Genomic DNA, 14,567 nt, shown 5'->3' on the forward strand with positions numbered 1-14,567 from the left:
AGCAGCAAATCTTCTGCGTTCGATCATTCTCTGTTCCTATGTCTTTATTCCTAAATCCTATGTCATTATTGACGGATGATTTCTATCAATCAGTGTTACAATATGTATCGTAATCTATCTAATATATATTTCTTTATATTAATCCACGAGTTTCATTATACATGAGACATCGACAAAAAGAGCTAATAATTTTATTACAATTATATTTCAAATGCATGTCACGATTGTCATACTTCGGCAAAATGTTGTACATTCCACCTATTGATCCAAAGAAAAAAAGCATGACCTTTTTGGTCATGCTTTCGACATATGAATCTATCTACCTAGTTCATCTATTAACGAACAAATGACACGCTCATACTTAGACAGCGTTTGTACGCTCATCTGAAATAAGGTTGCCACTTCTTTTTTCGTCATCTTTGATTCTTCTTGCCCGTTCACCCATAAATAATAAGAGGCTGCTGCCCATGCAGGTGCATTGCGCTTGTCTGAGCCAGATGCTCGTACCTGCTGGATAATATGAAACAACCAGAAATACGGCATGTGATTGTCAGGGTGTATCGCTTCCTCTAATGCCGATGCTGCCTGTTTTGCAAAGACTGCATCTTCAGAAAAGGATCGCTCCTCCATTTGATCTTCAAAAAGAAGAAGTTCAATAAATTGCTGTTCAAATGTCGTTTTCGCTGCACGAGAATCGAGCACAGCTTGAAGAACGTCATGTTCTCCTTTTTGTTTACTGACATAGTAGGCAGTCAGCCGTTCTTCCATTGAAACCATTGTCTCAGGTTCCTCTGGCTTTTCCTGCCACGGCTTGATTTCATCCGCATCGATATCTTCTTCCACCATCTTATCCCAAACCGTTTGTGCCAACGATTTGTGACCTGTATGGTAGGCTGCACTTGCGAGCCAGTACAAGAACGTACTATCACCACTGAAACCAGTTTTATACAACGAATAGAGCCATTTAAACGCCCATTCAAATTCTCCAACTAAAGCAAATGTAGCACCAAGCTTATAACGCTGTTCACTTAACATTGGATACACGTGTGTTAATTGCTTTGCCAATACGTTCACTTTTTCTACTTCTTTTTCAGAATGATAGAAGACAAGTTGGTTGCAAAGGGCATGCAGATTACCGGGATTTTCATGAAGAACCCGGTTCAACATTTCTTTCGCTTGATGAATTCGACCAGAATAAAAATATGCCAATGCCAGATTATTATATGCTGACCAAAATTCTGGGTACTCTACAATCATTTGTTCCAGCATGTCAATGGCTTCTTCAAGCCTGCCGCTTTCTAATAAATGATTGGCATGATCTTGCTTCACAATCAGGTCATCCTGATCATAAGGAAAATCTTCATCATCTTCGTCACTCATATCGAGCAGATCAAGAAGCTCGTCATTTTCTTCCGCAAATTCTCCATCCTCTTCCAACGCGGCATATGTCGTCGCTGACTTATATGCCTCTTGAAATAAACCGAGGTTTGCATAATTGTTCGCTTGAAAATAATGACATTCTGTCATGTTCTCATCCACATGCTCTAGGATGAATTGAAGCAGTTCATTTGATTGCTGATAATGACCCATTTCAGTATAGATCATCGCTAGCTGTGATAGCATTTCTACATTTTCAGGTTCAAGAACAATCGCTCGCTGAATCAACTTACTTGCTCTAGGTAGATTTCTTTCTCTATATGCTTTTAATCCTTTATGAAAAAAGTAATGCCCATCTTGGAATAGTTGGACGACTTGTGTGTGATGATTTTGAGAAGTGTATTTACTCACTGATACCCTCCATTTCAAACAGTGTACCGTGTGTAGTATACCATACTTCACCAGCCTTCACATAGAACAAAAGAAAAGGAAGGATTTGTTTTTCATAAAAAGTGAAAAAGCCAGGTAAATCCCCGGCTTTTCACTCTCCTTGATGACGCTTTTTTAGTACCTTTAACACATCATCAAGCGGCAATTGCTGTTCACGTAATAAAACAAGAAGATGATAAAGTAGATCAGCTGTTTCCCATTTTAGTTCTTCCTGATCACGGTTTTTCGCTGCAATAATGACTTCTGAAGCCTCTTCCCCCACCTTTTTCAATATCTTATCTACGCCTTTTTCAAATAGATAGGTGGTATAAGCCCCTTCTGGCATTTCTGCCTGACGCTTTGCAATAACCTGTTCAAGTTCATTAAGAATTGCAAAACGATCCTGCCCTACATTTTGTGGCTTCACGGCTTCTTCTGAGAAGCAGCTATAGCTCCCAGTATGGCAAGCTGGACCGCTTGGCTCAACGAGCACAAGGAGCGCGTCTTTGTCACAATCATACCGAATGGATGTCACCTTTTGGGTGTGTCCAGATGTCTCTCCCTTGTGCCAAAGCTCGTTTCTCGAACGGCTAAAGAACCATGTTTCTCCTGTTTCTAATGTTTTCTCATATGACTGCTTGTTCATATACGCAAGTGTCAACACTTCCTTGCTCTGTGCATCCTGTACAATGGCAGGGATTAGCCCTGCTTCGTTATATGTCCATTCATCCGCCGGTTTCATCTCACCTTCACCCCGTGTTCTTTCAAGTATGTTTTGACTTCTTGAATCGATGTTTCTTTGTAATGGAAAATAGACGCTGCTAATGCCGCATCCGCTTCCCCTTTTGTAAATGCCTCAAGCATATGCTGTGCATTGCCAGCACCTCCTGATGCAATCACCGGAACCGTCACGGCTTCAGAAACAAGCTTCGTCAAGCGATGGTCAAAGCCTCTTTTCTCACCATCAGCATCCATACTTGTCAGTAAGATCTCTCCTGCACCTCTTAATACTGCCTCTTTGGCCCAGTCACGAACTTCTATCTCCGTTTTTTGACGTCCGCCGTGGGTATACACCATGTAAGCTTGTTGCTCTTCATCGTATTTCGCATCAATGGCTACGACAATACATTGAGAACCGAAGAAGTCCGCTCCTTCTGAAATCAGCTCCGGTCGTAAAACAGCTGCTGTATTCACAGAAACTTTGTCTGCACCGGCTCTTAAGATACGCTTCATGTCATCAAGATGGTTAATGCCACCGCCCACTGTAAAAGGAATGGCGAGTGTGGACGCCACTTGTTTGACGACATCCACCATCGTTTTCCGTCCCTCATGTGAAGCTGATATGTCGAGGAAGACCAACTCATCTGCCCCTTCTTCATCATATCGCTTCGCCAATTCCACTGGATCTCCAGCATCTTTTAAGCCTAAAAATTGTACCCCTTTAACCACTCGCCCTTCTTTCACATCGAGACATGGAATAATTCGTTTAGTCATCATTTGCTATCCAGCCTTTCAAACGCTTCTGTTAACGTAAATTGCTTCGTGTAAAGCGCCTTGCCAATAATAGCACCCGAGACACCGAAACGGCTTTGCTCGGATAGTTTTTGAAGATCAGCGATTGAACTGACACCACCCGAAGCGATCACTTGCTTGCCAGTCGCTTCGGCTAGGCGAACGGTGCTTTCCACATTAGGACCTGACAACATACCGTCCATTTGGATATCTGTAAAAATAAAGACCTCTGCCCCTTCTTTTGCTAGCTCTTTGCCTAAATCTTCTGCCTTCACTTCTGACGTTTCAAGCCACCCTTCAGTGGATACAAAACCATCTCGTGCATCGATGCCAATCGCAATTTTCTCACCATATTGTGATAGCATTTTTTTCACAAATGTCGGGTTGGATACCGCCGAGCTGCCTAGGATAACCCTTGAAACCCCATTGTTTAAATAAAATGCCACATCTTCTTCTGAACGAATGCCTCCACCAATTTGTACGCGCACATCTAACGTTGAGGCAATCGCAAGCACGTGTTCATGGTTGATACGTTTTCCCGCTTTTGCACCATCTAAATCGACAAGATGAATCCACTTAGCTCCTTCATTTACAAAACGTCTGGCCATGTCTAGCGGTGAATCACCATAAATGGTTTCTTGGTCATAGTCTCCTTGAACAAGTCGTACACATTTGCCATTTCTCATATCAATCGCTGGATATAAAGTCAATTCACTCATTTGTTCACCCTCTGTTCATTTGCTAATTGAATAAACTGTTTTAGAAGTGCCATTCCCGTTGTACTGCTCTTTTCAGGGTGAAACTGCGCCCCAAACACATTGCCTTTTCCGACAATAGCCGGTACTTGCACACCGTATGTAGCACTTGCCAGTTTCTCCTCTTGTTCCATGTCACTGACATAATACGAATGGACAAAGTACGCATACCCTTCCGATACACCATCAAACAATGGAGAGGGCTGATGAAATGTCAACTCATTCCAGCCCATATGAGGCACCTTGACCCTTTGCCCATTTTGATCATGATCTTGTAATCGAACGACACGTCCCTTTAGCAGACCCAATCCTTTTGTCATTCCTGCCTCTTCACTTTCTTCAAACAATAGCTGCATCCCAAGGCAAATCCCGAATAATAGTTTTCCCTCTTGGACGATTTGATGAATAAATGTCTCAAGTCCTGTCTGCTTTAATAGTTGCATCGCATCTCGAAACGATCCCACACCCGGCAAAACATAAGCATCAGCCTGTTTGAGTTCATTCACGTCAGACGACACCAAGTAAGATGCGCCTGCTCGCTCGAGTGCTTTTGATACGCTAAACAAATTGCCCATACCATAATCAATGACTCCGATCATTAGAGCATCCCCTTTGTTGAAGGTATCCCTTTCACACGTGGATCAATGGTCGTTGCTTCATCAAGGGCACGTGCCATCGCTTTGAAAATAGCTTCAATCATATGGTGTGTGTTCGTGCCATAGTGTACGATCACATGGAGATTGATACGCGCTTCAAGTGCAAATTTCCAAAGGAATTCATGAACCAGTTCTGTATCAAAGGTACCGACCTTTTGACTTGGAAACGTCGCTCTCATTTCCAGATGAGGGCGATTGCTTAAATCGACTACAACCTGCGCGAGGGTTTCATCCATTGGAACAAAGCTCGATCCATAGCGCTTGATTCCCTTTTTATCACCAAGTGCTTCTTTAAACATTTGACCAAGTACAATACCGATGTCTTCTGTCGTGTGGTGATCATCAATATCTGTATCTCCTTTGGCATCGACCGTTAAATTAAACTGACCATGCTTTGTAAACAAATCAAGCATGTGTGTCATAAAAGGGACGTCTGTTTGTATATCCGCTTTTCCTTCTCCATCAATCTCTATCGCTAATGAGATATTCGTTTCATTTGTTTGTCTCGCCGTTTGTGCTTGTCTCATTTTGATGATTCCTCCCGCTTTCTCGATTCAATGGATCTTGCATGTGCCTCTAGACCTTCTAGTCTCGCAAAAGCAGCGATACTTTCCCTGTGCGTGTCAAAGGCTTCTTTGCTATATGAAATGATACTCGTTTTCTTTTGGAAATCTGTGACACCAAGTGGACTTGAAAATCTAGCTGTCCCATTGGTTGGCAGCACATGATTCGGTCCAGCGAAATAATCGCCAACTGGTTCAGGACTGTAGCGCCCTAAGAAAATCGCTCCTGCATGTTTAATTCGCCCAAGAAATGATTCCGGATACGCTGTAAGGACTTCTAAATGCTCTGGTGCTAATTGGTTGACGATCTTTACTGCCAAATCCATTGATTCCGTTACATATATACGACCATGATCTTGAATAGATGTTGCCGCGATCGACTTTCTAGGCAACGTGTCTAGTTGTGCTTGCACTTCAGCCTGTACTTCTTCAGCAAGTGCCCTTGATGGTGTCACCAACACACTGGAGGCGAGGGTGTCATGCTCTGCTTGTGAGAGTAAATCGGCTGCCACCTCATGGGCAAGCGCCGTTTCATCAGCAAGGATTGCAATTTCACTTGGACCAGCGATCATATCGATATCCACTTGCCCAAATACTTCCCGCTTTGCAAGAGCCACATAAATATTTCCCGGTCCTGTGATTTTATCGACAGGCTCAATGCTCTCCGTTCCATAGGCGAGTGCCGCAATCGCCTGTGCACCACCCATTTTATACATTTCTGAAATCCCCAACTCACGAGAAGCCACGAGCACAGCGTCATTCAGACATCCGTCTTTTCCAGGAGGTGTCACGAGAACAATCCGCTCGACGCCAGCTACAAGTGCAGGAATGACATTCATGAGCACAGAAGATGGATAGGCAGCAGTTCCGCCTGGGACGTAAACACCGACCGCATCTAGCGGCGTCACCTTTTGACCAAGCATGGATCCATCTGGCTGATGATAAAACCAAGAGGTCGTCAACTGACGCTCATGATATGTCCGTATATTCTGGATAGCTGTTTGAATGACCTCAATCATCACCGGATCCAATCGTTCATAAGCTTTGGCTATCTCTTCTTCCGTGACTAGCGGTTGGTCAATCAATACGCCATCGAATTGCTGTGTAAAAGATCCAACCGCTTCATCACCGTTTTTTCTGACTTCGTCAATTATGTGTTGAACCGCTTGGCGCTGCTTGTCAGTCCCAGTATCTAAAGACCGTTTGAGTGAGAGAGTGTCTGTCTCATGTTCCTGAATATAGGTCATGTTCATGATAATTTCTCCCCTTCTCCTTCAATGATTCTAGCAAGGCGCTGTGCCATTTCATCAATGACAGCATCCTTCATTCGATAACTAACAGGATTGACAATAAAACGAGACGTAATGTCACAAATATGCTCTGTTTCTACAAGTCCATTCTCTTTTAAAGTTTGACCAGTGGACACAATGTCTACAATACGGTCAGCGAGACCAATGAGTGGTGCTAATTCAATGGAGCCATTAAGCTTGATGATCTCGACCTGTTCACCTTGCTCTCTAAAATAAGAGGAAGCTACATTCGGGTACTTCGTTGCCACACGAGGCGCCACACTGCCCCAGACGGCACCAGGTAAGCCAGCAACAGCTAAATGACATTTGCTAATGTTTAAATCGAGTACCTCATACACATCACGTGCTTCTTCAAGCATGACATCCTTCCCTGCAATGCCAACATCCGCAACACCGTGTTCGACATATGTCGTCACATCCATCGGTTTGGCTAAAATAAAGCGAAGGTTTTCTTCTGGCACATCAATGATTAACTTTCTTGAGTCCTCAAATTCCTCTGGCAGTTGATACCCCGCCTGTCTTAACAGCCCGACTGCTTCTTCGAATATCCGTCCCTTTGGCATCGCCATCGTCAACACATTACCCATTTTGCTCTTCCTTTCTAGCCCCAATAAAATAAGTGACTTGATCAAATGATTTGGTCATCGCATCAATATCTTCAATTCCTGCTAAATCTTGCAGGACAATTTTTTTACCTTTTGCCCGTTCTTCTTCTGCAAAAGCAAACGCTTCAAGTCTTTGCTCTTTACTAAAAATAACAGCCTCTTGAGATTCAACGATCTCTTTCGCATCTAATGCTTCTAATAGACGGTCTAACCGGAGACCAAATCCAGTAGCTGGTGCGGGTGCATGAAAATGTCCAAGCAATTGATCATATCTTCCTCCACTGCCTATCACCGACCCAACATGATCTGCGAACACTTCAAATAAAATGCCAGTATAGTAACTCATATGACTCACCATACTTAGATCCAAACGAATATATTCCGTACATCCATAATCTTCAAGCGTCTCCCATAGCGCTTGTAATTCACCGAGTACGTCTTTCCCTTTTTCAGAGACGACAATGTCCTCTGCCTGTTGTATGACTTCCTTGCCTCCGCGTAAATCCAATAGCTTCAATAACCTCATTTGATCAATAGATGATAGCGGTAATTGGTTCACATGTTGCCTGTATCCGACATAATTCTTTTCATATAAAAACCGTCGTAGCACATTTGCTCGTTCTTCGTTTCCTAAAACATCTACAAATAACGTTTCCGATAACGCAACATGCCCGATGGCGATTTTAAAAGAATGGAGTCCGGCATTTTTCAAAGCAAACACAACAAGCGCTATGACTTCGGCATCTGCACTAATTGAGCCATCTCCAATCAATTCAATACCAACCTGCTCGAATTCAGATGGTCTACCACCTTCTCTTTCCTGTGCACGGAACACATTGGCGGCATACCCAACACGAAGCGGATACGCTTGCTCGTGAAGTTTTGAAGCAGCCACCCTCGCAATCGGTCCTGTCATATCAGGTCGTAGCACAAGAGTTTGACCATTTTGATCAAGTAGCTTAAACAGCTGTGTATCCGTAATTGCCGATTGAACACCGACCGTATCGTAAAATTCTAGTGTGGGTGTCTCCATCAAACGATAACCCCACCCATTGATCACCTCTGTTAATGAACGCCGTACTTTTCTCTTGATTTCATACAATCCTGGTAGGGAATCCCTCATACCATATGGCTTTTCAAACATGAACATATCCTGACGCACCTCCAACACATTAAAACGAAAAATTCCGAATCCTTTAGTTCGCTAATATGATAATATGCTAACAAAATAAAGTGATTAAATCAATCCTTTTTATTTCTTCCTAAATTTCATTAAAATTTTGTTCAAATATTACATTAAAGTGACATCAAAGCCTTTCACACGTATTGAATGAACTGACATGCTATAATACTTTAAAATATTGAATCACACGGGAGATTAAAGTGAAGTTCATCCAGACATTTACCTTAACTTTGTTGTGCATCTGCCTGATTTATTTAGGCTTTATTTATTTTTCACAAATCGATCAAGTGAAAAAAGCAGCTCCTTCACATGAAGTAGCAAAAGAAAAAAACACCGAACAAACGGGAGAAGAATCACGCTCAGCGAAAAAAGCGGATGCTACGCCCACAAGTTTAAAAGGAAGTAAAAAAGCCATGGATGTCATCCTCTACAATCAAATGGATGCCCCAAAGCTTTATAACGGGTGCGAAGTCACGAGCTTGGCGATGCTCCTACATTACAGTGGTTATCAGGATGTGACAAAAAACACATTGGCAAATGAGGTCAAGCGTGTTCCACTTGATTACGGAAATGGATTAAAAGGAGACCCTCGTGATGGGTTTGTCGGCGATATGGAGAACGGGCCGGGTCTGAGTGTTTACCACGAACCGATTTATGAACTGGCGAAATCATATGCAGGTGACGATGTGGTTGACTTAACCGGAAAATCAGTCAAAAAGGCAATCTATCAACCACTTGAAGAAGGTTATCCTGTTTGGGTCATTACAACCTCTACCTTTCAAAAGACAAACAATATCGAAACATGGAACACACCGAATGGAAAAATTGATGTGAGCTTTAATGTGCATAGTGTGGTCGTCACCGGTTACGATGATGAATATGTGTACTTAAATGATCCGTATGGACAAAAAAACCGACGAGTAAACCGTGATCATTTTGAAGATTCATGGAAACAGATGGGCAGCCAAGCCATCATCATTGAAGCATAAAACCCCGCTGTAGGAGCGGGGTTTTTTTGATCTTTATTCAGCTTCAGATACAACTGTAAATCGTTCTCTGATATGCTCGCCTTTTTCAATTTCATCAACAAGCGCAATGGCAAAATCGGTATAGCTCACATAGCTGTCACCTTTTGAGTTCACAATAACGTGATCTTTCCCTTTGACATAAGTACCTGTGCGTTTCCCCTCTGGATCAAAGAATGCAGCCGGACTTAAGAATGTCCACTTTAATCCTTCTGTCTTTTGAAGATCATGTAGGTTTTCTCCTTGCTTTGAAGCAGTAGGGAAGTATTCCTTTGGAAACTCTGGGGTATCAACAAGTCTAATTGTTTTGGCTTCATCTACAAAAAGACTACCTGCGCCACCCACAACAATTAAACGTGTATCTGGTGCGCCTTTCATGATGTCGATCAGCTTTTTGCCCGCTTCCACGTGAAGGTGCTCTTGTCCAATAGGGGCACCAAATGCATTCACAACGACATCAAATCCTTTGATATCTTCCGTAAGCAATTGAAAAATATCCTTTTCTATCACTGTTACCGATGCATCTGTCACCTTTTGTGCGTTACGGACAATAGCAGTCACTTCATGACCTCTTGATTGTGCCTCTTTTAAAATGAGTTGTCCTGCTTTTCCAGTTGCTCCAATAATCCCAATGTTCATTTTTATTCCTCCTCATATGCTTGTTAAAATAGATGTAACCAAATCAGTTACAACAGAGGTAAAAAAAATTGAATATGTCATCCAATTTTTTCGCTTAACACCTGCGTCAGTTCACTTAATTTAATCTCAGCAAGTACCTGCTCCATTGCACTTTGAGCGCGACACAAAATTAATTCTAGTACAGCTTGAATATTTGCACCGATCGGGCAGTTTGGGTTCGGGCTTTCATGGATTTGAAACAATTCCCCCTCTTCTACCACTTCGACCGCTTTATATACATCAAGCAGTGTCACGTCATCTTCACTGCGGTTCAGCTGTGAACCACCTTTACCGAGACTTGTTGAGATTAGGCCTGCTTTTTTTAATTTACTCATAATACGGCGGATGACCACTGGATTCGTATTGACACTTCCTGCAATATCCTCCGATGTCTGTAATGATCCTTTTTCAAGTGATAGCAAGGCCAGAATATGGACAGCGACAGTAAATCTGCTACTGATTTTCATGTTTTCTCACCTCTGTTGTTGTAATCATTATAGTTACACCTCGGTCAATTGTCAATAAGAAAGTCTGCCGAGCTAATCAGCAGACTTCGATTGACGTGCATCCATTTCTTCTTTTGTATAAATCATTCGCATGGGATTTCCGCCAACAAAAGAGCCAGCGGGTACATCTTTATGAACAAGTGTACCAGCAGACACGATCGCACCATCACCAATCGTCACTCCTGGCAAAATAGTTGAATTGGCACCAATTAACACTTCATCTCCAATATATACTTCCCCAAGCCTGTACTCTTTAATCAAATACTCATGGGACAATATGGTCGTGTTATAGCCAATCACACTATTTCGACCAACAGTGATTTTTTCAGGAAACATCAGATCCACCATGACCATTAGGGCAAATGCCGTATCCTCTCCTACCTTCATCCGAAGGAAGGTTCGATACATCCAGTTTTTCATCCCCATAAACGGTGTATACCGAGCTAATTGAATAAAGATAAAATTTTTCACAACCTTGAAAAATGAGACCGTCCGATAGACTTGTCTAAGCGAATTGACCCCTTTTACAGGGTAACGATCTGTTTTCCTCACATTAATCAGCTCCAACAATCGCCAACAGATCACTCATTTTCTTCAGCATGTAATCAGGGCGATGCTTTAAAAGGGCCTCTTCTCCCTTAATGGACCAAGCGACACCTGCCGTTTTTGTTCCGGCCGCTTGCCCCGACAAAATATCGTGATAATTGTCGCCGACCATCACCGCTTCCTGCGGGTCACTCCCTAGCTTGGATAACGCAAGCTGGACTGGCTCCGGATGCGGCTTTTCATTTTGTACATCATCAAGTGTGACAATGACTTCAAAGAATGGCTCTAAGCCTGTCAGCTTCAAGCCCATTTGGACTGTATCTCTGATCTTTGTCGTCACAATCCCAAGCTTAAACCCTTGATCCTGTAGCACTTTTAATGTATCCAAAACAGTCTCGTACTCTGTGACAAGTAAATCATGCTGTTTATGATTAAACGCACGATACATCTGAATCATATCATTTGTAAGGTCTGGATCCATCGCTGAAAAAGTATCAAAAAGCGATGGACCAATAAAATGAAGGATATCCTCACGACGATACTTCCCAGGATAATAATGATCCAGCGTATGCTGAAATGAGGCAATGATTAATTCATTTGTGTTGATTAACGTGCCATCTAAATCAAATAGCACGGTGTTGATCGTTGATTCGTTCATATTGCTTCCTTTCTAACAGCTGCATGTTCCCGCTTCCGCCAAATATAACTAACGGCAACTGTTAATAAAATAGCTGACACGAGGCGGATGACAAGAAGCGGCCATACCGGTATGCCAAGTGGGATAAAAATCAGCGTATCTTCTACAACTGCGTGACAAGCGACAAGGAAAATGAAGGCAAGAGTTAAATCCTTTTTGCTCACCCCGTCCTCTTCTACTGCTTTAATCATCACACCTGCCCCGTAGGCTAAACCAATTGTTAATCCAGCCACCATCGTCATAGACGTATTTTCTTTCATCCCAAGCATTCTCGTAAAGGGCGATAACCATCTTGATAAGGTATGAAGCCAACCTAAATCCCTCATAAATTGAATGATGATCATTAGTGGGATCACAATACAAGCTAGCTGAAGAACACCAAGAACCGCTTTCTGTACAGCGAGAAAAACAATCATGAGCCAGCTTGATGGTACATCAGCCGATTGAGTTGCAGCAAGCAATCCATACTGCGCGGTTTCTTGACCCCCTTGCCATACGAGATTGATGACGACAGCTGAAACAACAGCAAGCCCGATGCGAACTAATAATATAATTGGCACCTTCAGCCCGACCTTTGCCGCTACTGTCGATTCGATAATTAAATTATGACAAAACGATAGCATGACCGCTAAAATAAAGACCTCTTTCACAGGCAATTCTAATGTTAAAATCGCAGCGATGCCTGCGTACAAGTTCAACATATTCCCAAGTACAAGCGGAATCGCCGCTTCACCAGATAGTCCAAACAACCCCATAAACGGTCGAATGAATTGTATAATCCAATCCATCACAGGCGTATGTTGCAAAATGCTGACGAGAATGGTGACTGGAAAAATGACTTTCCCAAGTGTCCAAGTTGTCGTTAATCCTGCTTTCAAGCCGTTTTTCCATGTTTCCCCCATCTTAGTCCCTCCTACATTAATTTGCCGAGTTATTCTCCTTATACGGAATCGTTGCGTAGCCTTTCAATCTTCTAATGACAATGAGCAAAATGGACACGACAAATATCGTAATTGAGATCATTTGTGCCATTCGAAGATTCTCTGTCAGCATCAAACTGTCCGTTCTCATTCCTTCTATGAAGAAACGACCAATGGAATACCAGATTAAATAAGACAAAAAGATTTCGCCTCTGCGAAGTGACGTTCTGCGTAATAAAAGTAAAATCACAACACCTGCAAAGTTCCATAAGGATTCATACAGGAATGTTGGGTGATAATATGTTCCATCGATATACATTTGATTGATGATAAACTCAGGTAGATGCAAATTCTCTAAAAAGGTTCTTGAAACAGCTTCACCATGTGCTTCCTGATTAATAAAGTTCCCCCAGCGACCAATCGCTTGCCCTAGTAAAATACTAGGTGCAGCCACATCCGCGATTTTCCAAAAGGACACCTTTTTCAATCGTGTAAACACAATCGCCGTAAGGACTGCACCGATCAGCCCTCCATGTATCGCAATTCCACCATTCCAAATTTTGATGATCTCGTTAGGATGCTGCTGATAATAGTCCCACTCGAATGCAACATAATAAATTCGAGCACAAATAATAGCAATTGGAATCGCAAATAAGATCAAGTCAATGAATGTATCTTTATTGATTCCTCTTTTTTCACACTCTCGTAGTGCAAGCCATAAACCAAGCAAGGCGCCAACACCTATAATCACACCATACCAATGAACCGATATCGGCCCTAGCTGAAAAGCAATCGGGTCAATTGGTTTAATTGCTTCATTCATATTGACAACTCCTATTCGTCATGTCCGTTATCTTCAATGACATCGGCAAGTTTACTTGTAAATTGTTCCGCCGCATTATGTCCCATTCGCTTTAACCTGAAATTCATCGCCGCTACTTCAATGATGACTGCCAAGTTACGTCCAGGTCTAACAGGGATGGTCAGCTTCGGTACATCTGTATCAATGATACGCATTTTTTCCTCTTCAAGCCCTAAACGATCATATTGCTTGCCTTGTTCCCAAAGTTCAAGATTCATAACGATCGTAATTCTTTTATAGCTTCTGACAGCTCCTGCTCCAAATAAGGTCATCACATTAATAATGCCTAACCCACGGATTTCAAGAAGGTGCTCAATAAGCTCCGGTGCACTCCCAACTAGAGTGTCTTGATCCTCTTGGCGAATTTCCACACAATCGTCAGCGACCAATCTGTGTCCTCTTTTGACAAGCTCTAGTGCAGTTTCACTTTTCCCTACACCGCTTTTACCAATTAATAAGACTCCCACACCATATACATCCACGAGGACGCCATGGATCGCCGTCGTTGGTGCAAGCTTACTTTCTAAAAAGTTCGTTAAGCGACTTGAAAGTCTTGTTGTTTTCAAATGAGATCTTAATACCGGTACCCCATTCTCATTGGATGCTTCAATTAATTCTTTCGGCACTTCACGATCTCTCGACAAAATAATGGCAGGCGTAATATCTGTACAAAGTGACATCATCCGCTGCTTTCTTTCGCGTTCGGGAAGCTGTTCAAAAAAGGAAAGCTCTGTTTTCCCTAAAAGCTGAACTCTTTCTTTCGGGTAATATGTAAAATATCCAGCCATCTCAATACCAGGTCTGGAAAGATCACTGATTGTAATGGGACGATTAATTCCTTCCTCCCCACTGACCAGTTCAAGATGAAATTGTTCCATTATGTCCTTCGTACGAACTTTCGGCACGTTTCTTCCTCCTTTTATCACAGGCGTTTCAGAAATAC

Annotated in this window: 17 protein-coding genes; 1 reads left to right on the top strand and 16 read right to left on the bottom strand. The window is 42.5% G+C overall.

The window, feature by feature from the left end; translation table 11 throughout:
- Window positions 1-315: 315 nt before the first annotated feature.
- The 9 genes from AB1K80_RS06845 to AB1K80_RS06885 form a co-directional block, all read right to left on the bottom strand.
- Window positions 316-1,788 (bottom strand): tetratricopeptide repeat protein, encoded by a 1,473-nt coding sequence (locus tag AB1K80_RS06845; protein ID WP_412855865.1) that lies wholly within the window; start codon window positions 1,786-1,788, stop codon window positions 316-318.
- A gap of 130 nt (window positions 1,789-1,918) precedes the next feature.
- Window positions 1,919-2,548: a bifunctional phosphoribosyl-AMP cyclohydrolase/phosphoribosyl-ATP diphosphatase HisIE gene (hisIE, locus tag AB1K80_RS06850; RefSeq protein ID WP_412855866.1), complete on the bottom strand. Its 630-nt coding sequence runs from the start codon at window positions 2,546-2,548 to the stop codon at window positions 1,919-1,921.
- Complete coding sequence (gene hisF, locus AB1K80_RS06855; protein ID WP_412855867.1) at window positions 2,545-3,303, bottom strand: imidazole glycerol phosphate synthase subunit HisF; 759 nt, start codon at window positions 3,301-3,303, stop codon at window positions 2,545-2,547. Before hisF ends, hisIE begins: the two co-directional genes overlap by 4 nt.
- Complete coding sequence (gene hisA / locus AB1K80_RS06860; RefSeq protein WP_412855868.1) at window positions 3,300-4,037, bottom strand: 1-(5-phosphoribosyl)-5-[(5-phosphoribosylamino)methylideneamino]imidazole-4-carboxamide isomerase; 738 nt, start codon at window positions 4,035-4,037, stop codon at window positions 3,300-3,302. Before hisA ends, hisF begins: the two co-directional genes overlap by 4 nt.
- Window positions 4,034-4,672 carry an imidazole glycerol phosphate synthase subunit HisH gene (gene hisH / locus AB1K80_RS06865; RefSeq protein ID WP_412855869.1) on the bottom strand — a complete coding sequence of 213 codons (639 nt, stop codon included), beginning with the start codon at window positions 4,670-4,672 and terminating at the stop codon, window positions 4,034-4,036. The genes hisA and hisH overlap by 4 nt, the downstream gene beginning before the upstream one ends.
- Window positions 4,672-5,256 carry an imidazoleglycerol-phosphate dehydratase HisB gene (gene hisB, locus AB1K80_RS06870; RefSeq protein WP_412855870.1) on the bottom strand — a complete coding sequence of 195 codons (585 nt, stop codon included), beginning with the start codon at window positions 5,254-5,256 and terminating at the stop codon, window positions 4,672-4,674. Before hisB ends, hisH begins: the two co-directional genes overlap by 1 nt.
- Complete coding sequence (hisD, locus tag AB1K80_RS06875; protein WP_412855871.1) at window positions 5,253-6,545, bottom strand: histidinol dehydrogenase; 1,293 nt, start codon at window positions 6,543-6,545, stop codon at window positions 5,253-5,255. Before hisD ends, hisB begins: the two co-directional genes overlap by 4 nt.
- Window positions 6,542-7,189 (bottom strand): ATP phosphoribosyltransferase, encoded by a 648-nt coding sequence (hisG, locus tag AB1K80_RS06880; protein ID WP_412855872.1) that lies wholly within the window; start codon window positions 7,187-7,189, stop codon window positions 6,542-6,544. Before hisG ends, hisD begins: the two co-directional genes overlap by 4 nt.
- Complete coding sequence (locus AB1K80_RS06885) at window positions 7,182-8,357, bottom strand: ATP phosphoribosyltransferase regulatory subunit (protein ID WP_412855873.1); 1,176 nt, start codon at window positions 8,355-8,357, stop codon at window positions 7,182-7,184. The genes hisG and AB1K80_RS06885 overlap by 8 nt, the downstream gene beginning before the upstream one ends.
- Window positions 8,358-8,590: 233 nt before the next feature.
- Between AB1K80_RS06885 and AB1K80_RS06890 the strand changes: the two genes are divergently transcribed.
- Complete coding sequence (locus AB1K80_RS06890; RefSeq protein WP_412855874.1) at window positions 8,591-9,379, top strand: C39 family peptidase; 789 nt, start codon at window positions 8,591-8,593, stop codon at window positions 9,377-9,379.
- Between the two features lie 33 nt (window positions 9,380-9,412).
- Here the strand turns inward: AB1K80_RS06890 and AB1K80_RS06895 are convergent, their stop codons facing one another.
- The 7 genes from AB1K80_RS06895 to hprK form a co-directional block, all read right to left on the bottom strand.
- A complete protein-coding gene (locus AB1K80_RS06895) occupies window positions 9,413-10,054 on the bottom strand; it encodes an NAD(P)-dependent oxidoreductase (RefSeq protein WP_412855875.1) in 642 nt (213 codons plus the stop codon).
- 77 nt (window positions 10,055-10,131) lie between these two features.
- Window positions 10,132-10,560 (bottom strand): Rrf2 family transcriptional regulator, encoded by a 429-nt coding sequence (locus AB1K80_RS06900; protein ID WP_412855876.1) that lies wholly within the window; start codon window positions 10,558-10,560, stop codon window positions 10,132-10,134.
- Between the two features lie 72 nt (window positions 10,561-10,632).
- Entirely contained in the window at window positions 10,633-11,151 is a 519-nt protein-coding gene (locus tag AB1K80_RS06905; RefSeq protein WP_412855877.1) for an acyltransferase, read from the bottom strand.
- Window position 11,152: 1 nt separating this feature from the next.
- A complete protein-coding gene (gene ppaX, locus AB1K80_RS06910; protein ID WP_412855878.1) occupies window positions 11,153-11,803 on the bottom strand; it encodes a pyrophosphatase PpaX in 651 nt (216 codons plus the stop codon).
- Window positions 11,800-12,744 (bottom strand): nucleoside recognition domain-containing protein, encoded by a 945-nt coding sequence (locus tag AB1K80_RS06915; protein ID WP_412855879.1) that lies wholly within the window; start codon window positions 12,742-12,744, stop codon window positions 11,800-11,802. The genes ppaX and AB1K80_RS06915 overlap by 4 nt, the downstream gene beginning before the upstream one ends.
- Before the next feature lie 16 nt (window positions 12,745-12,760).
- Window positions 12,761-13,585: a prolipoprotein diacylglyceryl transferase gene (lgt, locus tag AB1K80_RS06920; RefSeq protein WP_412855880.1), complete on the bottom strand. Its 825-nt coding sequence runs from the start codon at window positions 13,583-13,585 to the stop codon at window positions 12,761-12,763.
- 11 nt (window positions 13,586-13,596) lie between these two features.
- On the bottom strand, window positions 13,597-14,529 hold the full coding sequence (hprK, locus tag AB1K80_RS06925; protein ID WP_412855881.1) for an HPr(Ser) kinase/phosphatase: 933 nt from the start codon (window positions 14,527-14,529) through the stop codon (window positions 13,597-13,599).
- Window positions 14,530-14,567: the final 38 nt, after the last annotated feature.

It is taken from the genome of Bacillus sp. 179-C3.3 HS, assembly GCF_047229225.1.
Lineage (GTDB): Bacteria > Bacillota > Bacilli > Bacillales > Bacillaceae > Bacillus.

Excerpts from the sequence above, each read along its gene's own strand:
- hisIE (WP_412855866.1), bottom strand. The coding sequence starts at position 2,548 with ATGAAACCGGCGGATGAATGGACATATAACGAAGCAGGGCTAATCCCT.
- hisF (WP_412855867.1), bottom strand. The coding sequence starts at position 3,303 with ATGATGACTAAACGAATTATTCCATGTCTCGATGTGAAAGAAGGGCGA.
- hisA (WP_412855868.1), bottom strand. The coding sequence starts at position 4,037 with ATGAGTGAATTGACTTTATATCCAGCGATTGATATGAGAAATGGCAAA.
- hisH (WP_412855869.1), bottom strand. The coding sequence starts at position 4,672 with ATGATCGGAGTCATTGATTATGGTATGGGCAATTTGTTTAGCGTATCA.
- hisB (WP_412855870.1), bottom strand. The coding sequence starts at position 5,256 with ATGAGACAAGCACAAACGGCGAGACAAACAAATGAAACGAATATCTCA.
- hisD (WP_412855871.1), bottom strand. The coding sequence starts at position 6,545 with ATGAACATGACCTATATTCAGGAACATGAGACAGACACTCTCTCACTC.
- hisG (WP_412855872.1), bottom strand. The coding sequence starts at position 7,189 with ATGGGTAATGTGTTGACGATGGCGATGCCAAAGGGACGGATATTCGAA.
- AB1K80_RS06885 (WP_412855873.1), bottom strand. The coding sequence starts at position 8,357 with ATGTTCATGTTTGAAAAGCCATATGGTATGAGGGATTCCCTACCAGGA.
- AB1K80_RS06895 (WP_412855875.1), bottom strand. The coding sequence starts at position 10,054 with ATGAACATTGGGATTATTGGAGCAACTGGAAAAGCAGGACAACTCATT.
- AB1K80_RS06900 (WP_412855876.1), bottom strand. The coding sequence starts at position 10,560 with ATGAAAATCAGTAGCAGATTTACTGTCGCTGTCCATATTCTGGCCTTG.
- ppaX (WP_412855878.1), bottom strand. The coding sequence starts at position 11,803 with ATGAACGAATCAACGATCAACACCGTGCTATTTGATTTAGATGGCACG.
- AB1K80_RS06915 (WP_412855879.1), bottom strand. The coding sequence starts at position 12,744 with ATGGGGGAAACATGGAAAAACGGCTTGAAAGCAGGATTAACGACAACT.
- lgt (WP_412855880.1), bottom strand. The coding sequence starts at position 13,585 with ATGAATGAAGCAATTAAACCAATTGACCCGATTGCTTTTCAGCTAGGG.